Here is a 15,798-nt window from a genome sequence, read left to right as displayed (position 1 = left end):
TCAACCATTCCACCCGATCGAACGGGCGTTCAATTCTTCCCGAACCACCTTGTAGCCGCTGCACGTTACAGATACAGGGCGAGCGCTGCCACAAGTGGGCGCCGACAGATGGTTTTCGAGGTGGCAAAAAGGGGGCCAAGCCCCCTTTTTGCTTACTGAGTCAACGCCAGGGCGTCAATTACTCAGCTGCAGCCTGAGTTTCTTCAGCTGCGAATTCAACAGTACCGCCAGCAACATTGTTGCGACCACGGATAACTGCGTCAGCCATCGAACCCATGTACAGCTGGATAGCGCGGATTGCGTCATCGTTGCCTGGGATGATGTAGTCAACGCCTTCCGGGCTGCTGTTGGTATCGACAACGCCGATGACCGGGATGCCCAGCTTGTTGGCTTCGGTGATCGCGATGCGCTCGTGGTCAACGTCGATCACGAACAGTGCGTCTGGCAGACCGCCCATGTCCTTGATGCCGCCCAGGGAGCGATCCAGCTTCTCAAGATCACGGGAGCGCATCAGCGCTTCTTTCTTGGTCAGCTTGGCGAAAGTACCGTCTTCGGCTTGTACTTCAAGGTCACGCAGACGCTTGATGGAAGCGCGGATGGTCTTGAAGTTGGTCAGCATGCCGCCCAACCAGCGGTGATCGACGTACGGCGAACCGCAACGTGCTGCTTCTTCAGCAACGATCTTGCCAGCGGAACGCTTGGTGCCGACGAACAGAATCTTGTTTTTGCCCTGGGCCAGACGCTCTACGAAAGTCAGAGCTTCGTTGAACATTGGCAGGGTTTTTTCAAGGTTGATGATGTGAATCTTGTTACGCGCGCCGAAAATGTACTTGCCCATTTTCGGATTCCAGTAACGGGTTTGGTGACCGAAGTGCACACCGGCCTTCAGCATATCGCGCATATTGACTTGGGACATGATAGTTCCTTGATAAGTCGGGTTGGGCCTCCACGTATCCCAATGACCAACCCCTGATCCGAGGATCAAAGGCACCCAGGCCATCGTGTCGACACGTGTGTGGGTTAATGCTCCCGGAGCTATCCCCGGAAAGCGGCGCATTTTATACCACAGCAAGGCCGCAAACGGAACCCGGAATCTTTAATCCCGTCAGGGACATGGATGCCGACCCCTTGGAATCGGCCTTGCGCGCACTATTGTATAGAGAGAAGCGATGCACGCCGGCGCGGATTTGCGCCTTTGGTCTGTTAGAATCGCGTTTTTCAGGGCCATCTGGCGAAAACCGCCGCCCTGTTCGTATCAGCAAGCGCCGCCGAGCGCAGAGAGAGCCTGTATGACCGTCACCCTCAAAACTCCCGAGGACATCGCTGGCATGCGTGTCGCCGGCAAACTGGCCGCCGATGTGCTGGAAATGATTGCCGAACACGTCAAGCCGGGCGTGACCACCGATGAGCTGAACCAGATCTGCCATGACTATATCGTCGACGTGCAGAAAGCCATCCCTGCCCCGCTCAACTACAAGGGCTACCCGAAGTCGATCTGCACCTCGATCAACCACGTCGTCTGCCACGGCATCCCGAACGACAAACCGCTGAAAAACGGCGACACCCTGAACATCGATGTCACGGTGATCAAGGACGGCTACCACGGCGACACCAGCCGCATGTTCCACGTCGGCACCGTGCCGGTCTGGGCCGAGCGCCTGTCCCAGGTCACCCAGGAGTGCATGTACAAGGCGATCGAGATCGTCAAACCCGGCTGCCGCCTCGGCGACATCGGCGAGATCATCCAGAAGCACGCTGAAAAGAACGGTTTCTCCGTGGTGCGCGAATTCTGCGGTCACGGCATCGGCAAGGTGTTCCACGAAGAGCCGCAGATCCTGCACTACGGCCGCGCCGGCACCGGCATGGAACTGAAGGCCGGCATGACCTTCACCATCGAGCCGATGATCAACCAGGGCAAGGCCGACACCAAGGTACTGGGCGACGGCTGGACCGCGATCACCAAGGATCGCAAGCTGTCGGCACAGTGGGAACATACTTTGCTTGTCACTGACACCGGCTACGAGATCTTCACCCTGCGCAGCGACGACACCATCCCGCGCATCTCGGCCTGATCCAGACACCGCTCCCAGCCTATAGAAGGAAAGCCAATCGATGCCGCAGGTGGATCCCGAACTCTTCGACCGCGGCCAGTTCCAGGCTGAACTGGCCCTGAAAGCGAGTCCCATCGCGGCGTTCAAGAAGGCGATCCGCCAGGCCCGCGAAGTGCTCGATGCACGCTTTCGCGGCGGCCGCGACATCCGGCGACTGATCGAGGATCGCGCCTGGTTCGTCGACAACATCCTGCAAAAGGCCTGGGACCAGTTCAACTGGAGCGAAGACGCCGACATCGCGCTGGTCGCGGTCGGCGGCTACGGTCGCGGTGAGTTGCATCCCTATTCCGATATCGACCTGCTGATTCTGCTGGACAGCGCCGACCACGAAATCTTCCGTGATTCCATCGAGCGCTTTCTGACGCTGTTGTGGGACATCGGCCTGGAAGTCGGTCAGAGCGTTCGCTCGGTGGATGAGTGCGCCGAAGAGGCCCGCGCCGACCTGACGGTGGTTACCAACCTGATGGAAAGCCGCACAATCTGCGGCCCCGAGCGTTTGCGCCAGCGCATGCTCGATGTCACCAGTACCGCCCACATGTGGCCGAGCAAGGAATTCTTCCTGGCCAAACGCTCCGAGCAGAAGGCCCGTCACCACAAGTACAACGACACCGAATACAACCTGGAACCCAACGTCAAAGGCTCGCCCGGCGGACTACGGGATATTCAGACGATTCTGTGGGTCGCCCGTCGCCAGTACGGCACCCTGAATCTGCGCGCCCTGGCCGGCGAAGGCTTCCTGGTCGAGAGTGAAAACGCCCTGCTGGCGTCGTCCCAGGAATTCCTCTGGAAAGTGCGCTACGCACTGCACATGCTGGCCGGTCGCTCCGAAGATCGCCTGTTGTTCGATCACCAGCGCACCATCGCGGGGCTGCTGGGATTTGAAGGCGACGACGCCAAGCAGGCCGTCGAAAACTTCATGCAGCAGTACTTCCGCGTGGTGATGAGCATCGCCCAGCTCAGCGACCTGATCATCCAGCACTTCGAGGAAGTCATCCTCGCCCCGGAAGACGAAGCCCCGCCGCAGCCGATCAACTCGCGCTTCCAGCTGCACGACGGTTACATCGAGGCACGTAACGACAACGTCTTCCGCCGCACGCCGTTCGCCATGCTCGAGATCTTCGTGCTGATGGCCCAGCAGCCGGAAATCAAGGGCGTGCGCGCCGATACCATTCGCCTGCTGCGGGAAAACCGTCACCTGATCGACGACAATTTCCGCAACGACATCCGCAACACCAGCCTGTTCATCGAATTGTTCAAGTGCAAGATCGGCATTCACCGCAACCTGCGGCGGATGAACCGCTACGGCATTCTCGGGCGTTACCTGCCGGAATTCGGTTTCATCGTCGGACAGATGCAGCACGACCTGTTCCACATCTATACCGTCGATGCCCACACGCTGAACCTGATCAAACATCTGCGCAAATTGCAGTACTCGCAGGTGTCGGAAAAATTCCCGCTGGCCGCCAAGCTCATGGCCAAGCTGCCGAAACCCGAACTGATCTACATGGCGGGCCTGTATCACGATATCGGCAAGGGCCGGCACGGCGACCACTCGGATATCGGCGCAGTGGATGCCGAGGCGTTCTGCCAGCGCCATCAGCTGCCGGTGTGGGACAGCCGCCTGATCGTCTGGCTGGTGCAGAACCATCTGGTGATGTCGACCACCGCCCAGCGCAAGGATTTGTCCGACCCGCAGGTGATCCATGACTTCGCCCAGATCGTCGGCGATGAAACCCGCCTTGACTATCTGTACGTGCTGACCGTGGCCGACATCAACGCAACCAACCCGACCCTGTGGAACTCCTGGCGCGCCAGCCTGCTGCGCCAGCTCTACACCGAGACCAAGCGCGCCCTGCGTCGTGGCCTGGAAAACCCGGTGGATCGCGAAGAACAGATCCGCCAGACCCAGAGCGCAGCGCTGGATATTCTGGTGCGCGGCGGTACCGATCCGGACGATGTCGAACAGTTGTGGGCACAACTGGGCGATGACTACTTCCTGCGCCACACCGCAGGCGACGTGGCCTGGCACAGCGATGCGATTCTCCAGCAGCCGGCCGACGGCGGCCCGCTGGTGCTGATCAAGGAAACCACCCAGCGCGAATTCGAGGGCGGTACGCAGATCTTCATCTACGCCCCGGACCAGCATGATTTCTTTGCCGTGACCGTGGCCGCGATGGACCAGCTCAACCTGAACATTCACGATGCCCGGGTCATTACCTCCAGCAGCCAGTTCACCCTCGACACCTATATCGTGCTCGACACCGATGGCGATTCGATCGGCGACAATCCGCTGCGGATCAAGCAGATCCGCGACGGCCTGACCGAAGCCCTGCGCAACCCGGACGACTACCCGACCATCATTCAGCGTCGGGTGCCGCGCCAGCTCAAACACTTTGCCTTTGCCCCGCAGGTCACGATCCACAACGACGCCCAGCGTCCGGTAACGGTTCTGGAACTCACAGCGCCCGACCGGCCTGGTCTGCTGGCACGGATCGGCGGGATTTTCCTGGAGTTCGATCTGTCGCTGCAGAACGCCAAGATCGCCACCCTGGGCGAGCGGGTGGAAGACGTGTTCTTCATCACCGACGCCCACAATCAGCCGCTGTCCGATCCGCTGCTGTGCAGCCGTTTGCAGGATGCCATCGTCGAGCAGCTCAGCGTCAATCAGGAACCCGATATCAAACTGTCGCGCATCAGCATTTGATTGCGCGCCCGGATTCAATCGCTTTGCACGAGACCCCGCACCGATGAACAACGCTCTGACCCAGTTGCAGCCCTACCCGTTCGAAAAGCTCCGCGCCCTGCTCGGCAGCGTCACGCCGAACCCGGACAAGCGCCCGATCGCGCTGTCCATCGGCGAGCCGAAACACCGTTCGCCAAGCTTTGTCGCCGAAGCCCTGGCCAACAATCTGGAGCAGATGGCGGTGTACCCGACCACTCTCGGCATCCCTGCCCTTCGCGAAGCCATCGCCGCCTGGTGCGAGCGTCGTTTCAACGTGCCGAGCGGCTGGATCGACCCGGCGCGCAACGTGCTGCCGGTCAACGGCACCCGTGAAGCGCTGTTTGCGTTTACCCAGACCGTGGTCAACCGTGGCGACGACGCACTGGTGGTCAGCCCGAACCCGTTCTATCAGATCTACGAAGGCGCGGCGTTCCTCGCCGGCGCCAAGCCGCACTACCTGCCATGCCTGGACGAGAACGGCTTCAACCCGGACTTCGACGCGGTATCGCCGGACATCTGGAAACGCTGCCAGATCCTGTTCCTGTGTTCGCCGGGCAACCCGACCGGCGCGCTGATTCCGGTCGACGTGCTGAAAAAGCTGATCGCCCTGGCCGACGAATACGACTTCGTGATCGCCGCCGACGAGTGCTACAGCGAACTGTACTTCGACGAACAGACGCCACCGCCAGGCCTGCTCAGCGCCTGCGCCGAACTGGGTCGCAAGGACTTCAAGCGCTGCGTGGTGTTCCACAGCCTGTCCAAGCGCTCGAACCTGCCGGGTCTGCGATCGGGCTTTGTTGCCGGTGATGCAGACATCCTCAAAGGCTTCCTGCTGTACCGCACCTACCACGGCTGCGCGATGCCGGTTCAGACCCAACTGGCCAGCGTTGCTGCGTGGAATGATGAAGTGCATGTACGCGCCAACCGTGCGCTGTATCGCGAGAAGTTCGACGCCGTACTGGCGATCCTCAGCCCGGTGATGGATGTGCAGCGTCCGGATGGCAGCTTCTACCTGTGGCCGAACGTTCAAGGTGATGACGCCGCGTTCTGCCGGGATCTGTTTGCCGAAGAGCACGTGACCGTGGTGCCGGGTTCGTATCTGTCCCGGGATGTCGACGGGGTCAACCCGGGTGCCGGCCGCGTGCGCATGGCACTGGTTGCGCCGCTGGCTGAATGCGTCGAGGCGGCCGAACGCATCCGCGATTTCGTCCTGCGCCACAAGTAACGCCTGAACGCCCGTGCCGGGCAATCCGGCACGGGCGCCTCATATATCGGGTTACAGATCCTCCAGCTATTTATCTCACTTGCCCTCCGGCCAGACGTTAGTCTTGAGCCGCGCCTGTCCCTGCGCACAAACAAACTCAAAACTTTAACTTCAAGGAAGAAGTGCAAATGAACGATCTGCTGGATTGCCAACTCATTCAATGGCCCGATGATCAAGCCGCTTATACGGCAGCCATCAATGAAAACCCCGCCAATGCCGGTACAAGTTCCGGCACTCGACGTAAACGCTCCATCGTTCACTATTCAAAACTCTGGGCCAACGGCCGCACCCTGAAAGTTGCCTTCATGGATTCACCCGATACCGATCACAAGAACAGGATTATCGCTGCGGCCAGGCAATGGCTGCCGTACATCAACCTGAAGTTTGAATTTGTCGACGATTTGAAAGGCGACATCCGGATTGCAACAAAGAACAATAACAACAGTTCGATGCTGGGCACTGACGCTTTATTGATTCACCCCGACCATCCCACCATGAATCTTGGAGTGAAGCCGGAACACGAAGACTTCGAGGTAATCGTGATTCACGAATTCGGCCACGCATTGGGCGCAATGCATGAGCACCAGCATCCCAAGGCCAATATTCCGTGGGATAAACCGAAAGTGTATGAGTTCTACAGAACCCGGGAAATGAATCCCCTGACCGAAGAGCAGGTCGACAGAAACCTGTTCGCGTCATTCGACACACTGGACGCGATCTACACTTCCTACGACCGGAAATCGATTATGCACCACCCAGTGGCAAACACATTGACGGTGGGAAACTGGGAGGTACCGATCAACCGCCGGATCAGTAGAAAAGACAAACGTCTGATGAGATTGCTCTATCCCAAGTAACGCTTTTCCTATTTGACCTGCCCCAGATTCGCCTCACTCAAATCCAGCTCGCCCAACACTTCACGCAGCACATCATCGCCAATCTGGTGCTGACGACTCAGGCTATACAACTCAAGGCGTTGCGCCCGCAGCGCCTTGAGACGCAGGCGGCGTTCAAGCAGATCCATCTGGAATGCCAGCGCCTGGGCTTCCGCCGAATCGTTGAAGACTTCCAGTTGATGGCGATACTCGGACATGATCCGCGCCTTGAGCTCCGCTGCCAGTGCGGCTTGCGCGGCGTCCTGCGGGTTGACCTCTTCGATTTCCAGCGCATGGATCGCCGCTTCGGCCGTCTTGCGCCAAGCGTCGCGGACTTCCTGGCGACGCTTGTCGTCGGGGCTTTTCTGGATCCCGCGCAGCAGCAACGGCAAGGCGATGCAGGCTGCCACCAGCGACATCAGGATCACCCCGGCAGCAATGAAGATCAGCAGATCCCGTTCGGGAAAGGCCTCGCTGCCCATCAGCATCGGCACCGACATCACGCCGGCCAGGGTCACCGCACCGCGCACCCCGCCAACCGTCAACAGCCAGCAGGATCGGGCCGTTGGCACTTGCGTGAGGTCGCCCTTGCCGCGCAAGCGACGCAGCAGGACCGACAGACGCCAGATGCTTTGCACCCAGATGAAACGCAACAACACCAGTGCCAGGAAAATCGCCACCACGTCGAGGCAGCGATAGAACAGGGTCGGCCACAATGAGGTTTCGTGGCTGACGACAGCCTTGATGATGTCCGGCAGTTGCAGACCGAGCAGCAGGAAGATCAAACCGTTGAAAGCAAACTCCAGCAACGACCAGACGCTGCGGTTAAGCAAACGGGTGCTGGTCTGGCGCGGCAGCAGATCGAGCCAGCTCTGCATCATCCCCGCCGCCACCGCCGAGAGAATGCCCGAGGCGCCAAGCCGTTCGGCCAGCACGTAAGCGGCAAACGGCAGGAGCAACATGAACACCACATGGGTCGCCGGATCGTCCCAGCCCCGGGCGATCATCCATGCGCGCAAGCGGCCCACCAGCCAGCTCAGCGCAACACCGACCGCCAGCCCGCCAACCGCCACCAGCACGAACGTCAGACTGGCGTTAGCCAAAGAAAACGCACCGGTGACCGCCGCCACCAGGGCGAACTTGAAAGTCACCAGACCCGAAGCATCATTCATCAACGCTTCGCCTTGCAGCATGTGCATCAGCGGCGTGGGCAAACGGTTCTGCGATATGGCCGACACTGCTACGGCGTCGGTGGGCGACAGCACCGCCGCCAGCGCGAACGCCACCGGCAATGGAATCGTCGGTAGCAGCCAGTGAATGAAGTAGCCGGCACCGACCACGGTAAACAGCACCAACCCGACCGCCAGCGTCAGCACCGGCCCGCGCAGACGCCACAATTCGCGCTTGGGCATGCGCCAGCCATACCCAAGTCATAAGCATCTTGAAATCCACCCGCGCCCATAGGCCATAATGGACACCTCATTACAGCCTCCCGAGTACCACGCGTTGCTTAAGCCATCTGCATTGGAAGTATTCAAAATTCGACATCTCCCCCTTACCACCGTCGAATCACGCGATGCCGAGGGCAACCCAATAACTAGAAAAGAGGGCGAGCCTTACGGCACTCGTCCATTACTGAACTCGGAAACGATGGCATACATGCATTTTCCATCCCTCCTGTTGGCGGATGGTTCTCCCTGGCGGCACGGAAACTTGTACCTTCTGAGCAAGATCTCAGAGAGTGATAATCGCACTTTAGTGGATAGTGAAACGCTGCGAAGCATCGCCTCAGAACTTAAGCATTTTATAAATGCCCTGAATGAAGCCGGGCTAGATTACTTAACCTTCCCAACTAGGAAGCTTCAGCGCCCTACCTACTTCTACAAATCAAGGCTCAAGAAATTGGTCGAGGCCGGCCAAATCACTTCGAATACGGAAGATAAAAAACTGGGCTGTGTATTCGGATTTTATAGCTGGCTAAAAAACCAGCACGACTTTAAGCCCGAACACAGCCTTTGGGACGAAACAACGAAAATCATAAACTACATTGACGAGAAGGGATTTACTCACACAAAAATAATCCGCAAGAACAGCTTAAGAAAACCAATCCGTCATGCCTCACAAACGGGCTTAGATGGACACATAAGCGATGGAGGAAAATTAAGACCTCACACCAAAGATGAACAAACAGCATTAATTAACTGCCTCATAAACTGTAAAAACACTGAATTGTTATTAATGTGTGTTTTTGCCCTTGTCACGGGCGCTCGTCTTCAGACAGTGCTAACGCTTCGAAAAGAGAATATTGTCACTCATGGGGAAGTCAATGGGAGAAACATTAGACTCATAGTTGGCCCCGGCACAAACATAGACACAAAGGGCGGCAAACCGCTTCAGCTGTTAGTCCCTGACTGGCTGCACAAAAAACTTTTCGTTTATATCAACTCACCAAGATATGCCTCCCGAGAGGCTAAAGCTTCAGAGGATGTGAGGAAAGGCAACTACGTTTTTTTAACGTCAGATGGCAACCCATTCTATATGGCTAAAAACGACCCCGCAAAAGCCAGCTATTTAACTCCTCCTACTGGCGATGCGATGCGACAAGCAGTTCGCAGAGAGTTGCAACCTTTACTCAATGCCTCTGAAACTCCATTTGACTTTCGCTTTCATGATTTACGCGCCACTTTTGGCATGAATCTAGTCAATGACATATGGGGGCGTATTGACAACAAGAATGATATTTCCTTTATGCAAGCGATAACGGCGGTGCAGGAGCGAATGGGGCACTCCAAGTTGATCACTACATTGCAATACTTTAACTACAAAAACCAAATGCACGATATTTTCCACACATGCACGAGTTTCGACTCTTATTTGCAGGAAATAATTTAAGTTGAAAAGCCTCGAAAAACCAAAAAAAAATAACGTGCTCAACCTGGATCAATTCAGCGACACTGAAATTGAAAATTATATTGAACAAATCGATATCCGTTCGGTTCGCGTGAAATTTGACGAATCAACAATTGACATTGGCGAACTTTCCTACTTCAAACCAGATCAAACCGTAAAGCCCAAAAACAAAATTAGCTTTGCAGAAGATTTTGATCTGACACGCATCGCCAGCCTTCGCAAGTGGCTTATAGCGGCAGCTGTTTCTTATAAAATCGGTACTCACCGAGGAATATATATATCCTCGATATTTACAAACTTTAGAAGCTTTGTGCGCTGGAGCGATACCAACGGGCATGCTGATTGTCTTCACAGTCAAGAAAGTTATTTATCTGCTCTTCTTAACTACGACGCACATATCAAACAACGAATCACGAATCAGGATTTTTCGAAACACTCAGGGGCAGTGGTTATTGGCCACTGCATCCAATCAGGACAATGGGCATTTGACCTTACACAAATGTTCTTCAAACAAAAAATGACAACTATCCGGAGATCTAAGAATCCCGACTCAGCCACTGAGCCCCCTACTGCTGAGGAAATTAAATTTGCTTATGGTTTGAATGGGTATCTATTTCGTGGCCTAACAGATTTTTTGCTCGGTAGGTATGCATTCCCTCATCAGATCCGCCTGCAAAAGGAAAACATCTGGATTTTACCTACAAAATCCTGGTGCGCTAGTAATGAGGCTTTAGAGAACTCGCCTACATGGGGAAAGAGCCAAATTTGGAATCATCGCACTGGAGAGTTGTATTCAGCTGATGAAATAGCAAGCTTTTCCTCGACACAAAATGATAAAACTCGTTCAAGAAGTAAAGAGCGACTCGTGCGTGAAAGGAAAAGACTTGCACTCATTAATTCAACACTGTTTTGCCGCGAGCGCATTATTCTTATGCAATGGGCACATGACGCTTACTTGGTCATATTCTCCGCGATCACAGGCGCAAACGAAGAGTCGATAAGAAATTTCACATGGGACGACTCAATTGACATTAAATCTTCAATCAAAAAGATACGCCACAAATTCAGAACTATTAAGTATCGAGCACATGGCAAAGAGGTAGAGTTTGAGCTGAGAGCTAACAGCATCTCACTCTTTGAACGATTCATTGAGTTGCGAAAATATATTCTCGACGGTCGTCAGCATCGTTTCCTTTTCCTGTCTCAAAGCGTACAAAACGAAATAGGAAAACTTAGAAAAAGCACTATTAGAATCCACTCCCTCCGCATCCAAGCACAGCTTTACAAAGATTATCCTATCATTTCATACAAAAAATGGAGAGCAAATTTAGGCACTGTAGCATTTGACGAGTCAAATATTAAAGCTGCATCCGCAATATTACAAACCAGCGAAAAAAGCATCATCAATAGCTATTCAAAAGGTACCATTGAAAAATGGGAAAAAGACCTACATGTTTATTTCAATGCTTTTTCCGAAACAGTAAAAAAGCATCATAATTCAAGAGTTGAGATTACCGCAATTGGACGCTGCGCAGATGCCGAGAACCCCGAAAGCCTGATTCAGAATGCTGAATTTGTACCAGACTGCCGCAGCCTTGAAGGATGCTTACACTGTTCAAAGTTCCTCATACATTGCGATGAAGAAGATTTGCGAAAAATTTTAAGCATGCAATATGTAATTCATCAGTCCATGCCTACTGCAAGAACACAAGAACACTTTAACATAGCGTTCAAAGCAACTCTCGACCAAATTGAATCAATTATCAAAGAAATTTCAAGCATAGATGAAGATAAAAAGAATCTAATCAAGCGCATTCAAGAAGACATTTTCGAAAATGAAAACCTTACTGAATACTGGCAACAAAAACTAGAGCTTTTAATTGAACTAGACTTAATCCAATGACATCAAACTCCAATACGCAAAAAATTCAAAATGAGTCTCCTGAACTCATCTTCCCAATGGGCGTCGGTTTCGACTTTCTCAATCCAGATCCAAACTTTATAATGTCATACGATCGAAATGGGCTCCCTCGCTCTCGATTTGGACAAGATCAATGGAACTATAATTCTTACAACCTCCGCTCGACCCAAAACTCCATAGCAAAATTTGATGACAACTTCAACAATAAAGCGATTGATCAGGAGAAATTAATCGTTCAGCATAAATTAATTCTTGCTGCCGTACAGTTTTCTGCATTTGCCTCGTGGTTCGACACCCCTTCGAGCGCCACTATGATGTCCACACATCGTGTAATGGGAATCGTAATAAAATTTTGCGTTCAAAATAAAAAATATCCATTTGATGTACTCACTTCAACTGAACTCATAACACACCTCTCGAAGAATATGAAGGAAGGGGAAAAATCACTACTTCGCGGCCTTTTGAAAAAACTTGTTCGCGCAAATGTTAATAATTTTGGTGCTTCATTCAGCCTGGATACCTTACTTCCGATCTTAAGTGGCAAACGCAGCGAATCAAGACAGCACCCGGTAATACCGTCTCGCATTCTATTTGAAAGGCTTAAAGTCTATAGTGAAATAATTTACGACTATCTCAATAACGAAGTCAACATTAAAAAAATCACACATCTCTCTTGGCTATGCCACTCCTACTTGGTAGGCGCAGACTTTAAATATGAAGTACCAACGGGTGTAATGAAGAGCAACCAAGCATTTCAACGAGTCTCGCTGGAGCTAGGTCTTAATGAGCTGATGGAAAAATACAAAATTGACTCTATTACTCAGTTCTCGCGATTTCTTGGTCAAGTTCAGTACGCGTCGATGATGACTATTTTAACCTATTCAGGAATGAGATACTCGGAGGCGCTCTCACTTAAATATAACTGCCTAAAAATTAAAAAAAAGAAATACGGAAAAATCCGTCGCCTCATTGGTATCACCACTAAATTTTCTAGAAAGCGATATGAGACCAGCTGGGTGACATCTAAAGAAATTGAGCCAGCTGTAAATGCCGCCAAATCAATTGCAAGGATTTGCCTTACATCACTGAACCTTAATGAAACTGAAATTGAGACGATACCTTTATTCATCAGCAGAAAGTACAACTCATTCTCACAGCAGAATTATAGCCTTATAGAAAAAAACCCTGGACACTATGAAACTGCCAAACTTATACCATTAGTCTGGGAACCGTTCTTTAGACAAACGTTTATTGAAGAGGAAGATCTTTATGAACTTAAGGATGTAGCGCCATTCCAGGATTGGAGCGCTGACGATAGATATTCAGTAGGTGCAAGCTGGCCTATCACCTGTCATCAACTACGTCGATCACTTGCCGTTTACGCCGCCCGTAGCGGTCTCGTAAGGCACTCTTCTTTGAGACGACAACTCAAACACTTATCAGTTGAAATGTCATTGTATTATGCTCGCGGATCATCTAGAGCAAAAAGCATATTTTCACCCGATGCGCACCACATCATTCATGACTTTACTCCTGAAAAACTGAGTGAGCTTGATTCGATAATTTATATCAGAGACATTCTTAACAGCAAAGAAAGTATCTATGATGGCTTTGGAAAGAAAAATCGCAATATACAATCAATCTCTAACAAAAACATCTCAATGGAAGAAAAAACCATTATTCTCCAAGACTTCACCAACGGACTTAAAGCATATCGACCAACTCCGGTAGGAGGGTGCACCAGTATAAGCGGATGCAGCAAATCAGCACATTTGTCAATGACAACCTGCGTACAGGGATGTCCCGAGGCCGCCATTAAGCCCAGCAATCTCAAACATGCAATTGACACAGGAAATAGGCTAATATCTTCCCTGGAAATCAATTCGGTCGAGTATCGAACTGAAATAGCTCAACTTGAAGACCTCAACCGTATTTATTTAGAGATAACGGCATGAATGAAGAAAAACACAAACACTATTACCTTGCCATAACTAGATTGCTCGCGAACAGCCCTCTGGTTGTAGAAAAGGGCACAGTTATAAACAATGATAGTGTTGCTCTCGAGGCCGGACGCCAAAAAGGCTCTATCAAAAGTGGTAGGACGTCCTTCGTCAACTTGATTGCAGCGATCAATGAAGCAAGAGCGGTACAAACGCTTTCATCAAGAAAAACAAAGCCCTTGACGAGCAAATTAGACTATAAAGCAGAAGCTTCGAAATATCGAAAACTACTCGAAGCATCATTAGGTAGAGAAATAATGCTGGAAAGAAAAATATATGACTTAGAGGCTGAACTAGCAAGCCTCCACGATCCAAAAATTGTTCACTTTAGAAAACGTTAGGCGTTTTCTAAAAATAACATTTCAGACTTTTTTCACAACATTAGACACCCACAAATAGATTAAGCCGCAACAAAACAGCAATTAATTTCATATGTTCTACTGTGAAAAAATCTTTATGCACCCTTCATTATAGCGCAGTATAAATTTTTTATGAGCATCGAGAGTAACGGATTAAATCTTATTAAGCATCGACCAATATGGGCATTTGCAACAAAGAAAAAACAGCGGCTTAACTTTAGCAGCTTTACATAGCCTTGGGTTATCAAGCATCCATTAAACTCTTTCATAGCGAGACTTGCTATTCGCTTGTCAAAGCTGAGTTTATACGAATCGATTACGGATTTAACCGAATAATAGATCAGGTGACGAATAGAGTATCAGATCGCAACAATTAACCACCCGAAGGCATTGGTTACACGCGCTTTAAACACTGAATGCAAGCTTTTCTGCCAAATCTATCACCTGGTTTTTAGCGTCTTTTTTCAGACAGTGAAAGCACTGGAGCAAATGCGCCGTCTCATCGTCCTCACAGTAGAAATACGGCACCGGCAAATTCAGGACAGCAGCAATCTGCTTCACGATGCTCTCACCAGGCTGGTGAACGCCCTTCTCGTACTGAGACATCCGCGCAGAAGCTGTGGCTGGCTCAATGCCCGCCTCAATCCCCAAACGCTCCTGTGAAAAACCTCTTATCTTGCGCGCCTCTTTCAACCGCTTGCCAAACGTGCCCATTTTCTCATCGCCGAAAGGCTAGGAGATTCTTAGATTCGGCTTGAGGAGATACTAAGTATTCCTTAGTATTCGGCATAAATATCCTTTTGCCATCATTCCAAACGCAAGGACAGGGATCAAAATGAAGGAAATGCAGATCGTAGACGGGCGACTCGACGAAAAATCGCGAGGCTTCGGCGGCGACATGATCAGCTATCACTACTGGAAAGTTGACGGCAAAAAACACGAAAGGCTAGAAATCCCTGACGTTCTAGACGCACATGTAAAAGCTGGCGAGCGGATCAGAGCGACGTATCAACCAGGCAAAGACAACGTCAACAGAATTTGGGCCATCCAGCTCGACAACGAGCCTATCCGATCGGTTGTCAATGTCCCGTTCATTGCTGTCTCCCTGGGAAGGCTCAGCATCCTGCCTCTGATGGTCGCCATCTTCACGATCTTCGTTGCCTATGGTTTCTGGGAGAACAGCGCCAACCATCGGAGCTTTCATGGCTCGTCCTATCAGTTGGGCTGGATCGCGCTCAATTTGTTCGTCAGCTATCGCTACATGATTAAGCCAATGCTGATCATCACGCGCGGCATCAAGGCGTTTCGCGAATATTGTGCCAAGGCCCCTGCATCAGCCTCGACCTCCAATTGAAACGAGCGCACAGCGAGACATATTCCGAGAGTCCATAAAGAGAATCACGTTGAGCTGACCCTCAAGCCAAGCCCAATGTGCATATGGCAACAAAGCGAAGGCCAAGGTAGCCCAAGACGCTAGCTCTCTCACGGATTCAAGGAATTCTCAGATTTCAGGCGGCGGGTGGCTTGCCAGGCTCATCAACGAACGTTTGGAGGGCGCTCTTTGATCATAATCAAACCGGTCATCAGCGCATTAAAATGCGCTAAAACCTGGAAAATGCGGGGAGTTGGCGCATTA

General features: G+C 51.9%; 11 protein-coding genes and 1 pseudogene. 9 read left to right on the top strand and 3 right to left on the bottom strand.

What is annotated here, in order from left to right; translation table 11 throughout:
* Positions 1 to 178: 178 nt before the first annotated feature.
* Positions 179 to 916: a 30S ribosomal protein S2 gene (gene rpsB / locus DLD99_RS06265; RefSeq protein WP_003222119.1), complete on the bottom strand. Its 738-nt coding sequence runs from the start codon at positions 914 to 916 to the stop codon at positions 179 to 181.
* Positions 917 to 1,289: 373 nt separating this feature from the next.
* On the opposite strand from rpsB, the gene map reads away from it, so the two are divergent.
* The 4 genes from map to DLD99_RS06245 all read left to right on the top strand — a co-directional run bounded on the left by map (position 1,290) and on the right by DLD99_RS06245 (position 6,954).
* Positions 1,290 to 2,072 carry a type I methionyl aminopeptidase gene (gene map / locus DLD99_RS06260; RefSeq protein WP_011332681.1) on the top strand — a complete coding sequence of 261 codons (783 nt, stop codon included), beginning with the start codon at positions 1,290 to 1,292 and terminating at the stop codon, positions 2,070 to 2,072.
* Between the two features lie 40 nt (positions 2,073 to 2,112).
* Positions 2,113 to 4,815 (top strand): [protein-PII] uridylyltransferase, encoded by a 2,703-nt coding sequence (locus DLD99_RS06255; protein WP_114881637.1) that lies wholly within the window; start codon positions 2,113 to 2,115, stop codon positions 4,813 to 4,815.
* 43 nt (positions 4,816 to 4,858) lie between these two features.
* Positions 4,859 to 6,058: a succinyldiaminopimelate transaminase gene (dapC, locus tag DLD99_RS06250; RefSeq protein ID WP_114881636.1), complete on the top strand. Its 1,200-nt coding sequence runs from the start codon at positions 4,859 to 4,861 to the stop codon at positions 6,056 to 6,058.
* Between the two features lie 167 nt (positions 6,059 to 6,225).
* Complete coding sequence (locus DLD99_RS06245; protein ID WP_114881635.1) at positions 6,226 to 6,954, top strand: M12 family metallopeptidase; 729 nt, start codon at positions 6,226 to 6,228, stop codon at positions 6,952 to 6,954.
* Positions 6,955 to 6,962: 8 nt separating this feature from the next.
* On the opposite strand, the pseudogene DLD99_RS06240 reads toward DLD99_RS06245, so the two are convergent.
* Positions 6,963 to 8,393 (bottom strand): annotated as a pseudogene (locus DLD99_RS06240) (Na+/H+ antiporter); the annotation flags it as partial.
* 49 nt (positions 8,394 to 8,442) lie between these two features.
* On the opposite strand from DLD99_RS06240, the gene DLD99_RS06235 reads away from it, so the two are divergent.
* The 4 genes from DLD99_RS06235 to DLD99_RS29050 are packed head-to-tail and all read left to right on the top strand — an operon-like array spanning position 8,443 to position 14,144.
* Positions 8,443 to 9,864, top strand: coding sequence for a site-specific integrase (locus tag DLD99_RS06235; RefSeq protein WP_114881634.1), 1,422 nt, complete (start codon positions 8,443 to 8,445; stop codon positions 9,862 to 9,864).
* Position 9,865: 1 nt separating this feature from the next.
* On the top strand, positions 9,866 to 11,785 hold the full coding sequence (locus DLD99_RS29060) for a hypothetical protein (protein ID WP_162803461.1): 1,920 nt from the start codon (positions 9,866 to 9,868) through the stop codon (positions 11,783 to 11,785).
* Positions 11,782 to 13,758: a Rossmann-fold NAD(P)-binding domain-containing protein gene (locus tag DLD99_RS29055; protein ID WP_162803460.1), complete on the top strand. Its 1,977-nt coding sequence runs from the start codon at positions 11,782 to 11,784 to the stop codon at positions 13,756 to 13,758. The genes DLD99_RS29060 and DLD99_RS29055 overlap by 4 nt, the downstream gene beginning before the upstream one ends.
* Entirely contained in the window at positions 13,755 to 14,144 is a 390-nt protein-coding gene (locus DLD99_RS29050; RefSeq protein WP_162803459.1) for a hypothetical protein, read from the top strand. Before DLD99_RS29055 ends, DLD99_RS29050 begins: the two co-directional genes overlap by 4 nt.
* A gap of 423 nt (positions 14,145 to 14,567) precedes the next feature.
* Here DLD99_RS29050 and DLD99_RS06225 read toward each other — a convergent pair whose 3' ends face one another.
* On the bottom strand, positions 14,568 to 14,876 hold the full coding sequence (locus DLD99_RS06225) for a helix-turn-helix domain-containing protein (RefSeq protein ID WP_114881632.1): 309 nt from the start codon (positions 14,874 to 14,876) through the stop codon (positions 14,568 to 14,570).
* A 121-nt stretch (positions 14,877 to 14,997) separates the two neighbouring features.
* Here DLD99_RS06225 and DLD99_RS06220 point away from each other — a divergent pair, with 121 nt between their 5' ends.
* Entirely contained in the window at positions 14,998 to 15,516 is a 519-nt protein-coding gene (locus DLD99_RS06220) for a hypothetical protein (protein WP_114881631.1), read from the top strand.
* The last annotated feature ends 282 nt before the right edge of the window (positions 15,517 to 15,798 follow it).

Source organism: Pseudomonas kribbensis, from assembly GCF_003352185.1.
Classification (GTDB): Bacteria; Pseudomonadota; Gammaproteobacteria; order Pseudomonadales; family Pseudomonadaceae; genus Aquipseudomonas; species Aquipseudomonas kribbensis.
This window is presented reverse-complemented; position numbering and strand designations above follow the sequence as displayed.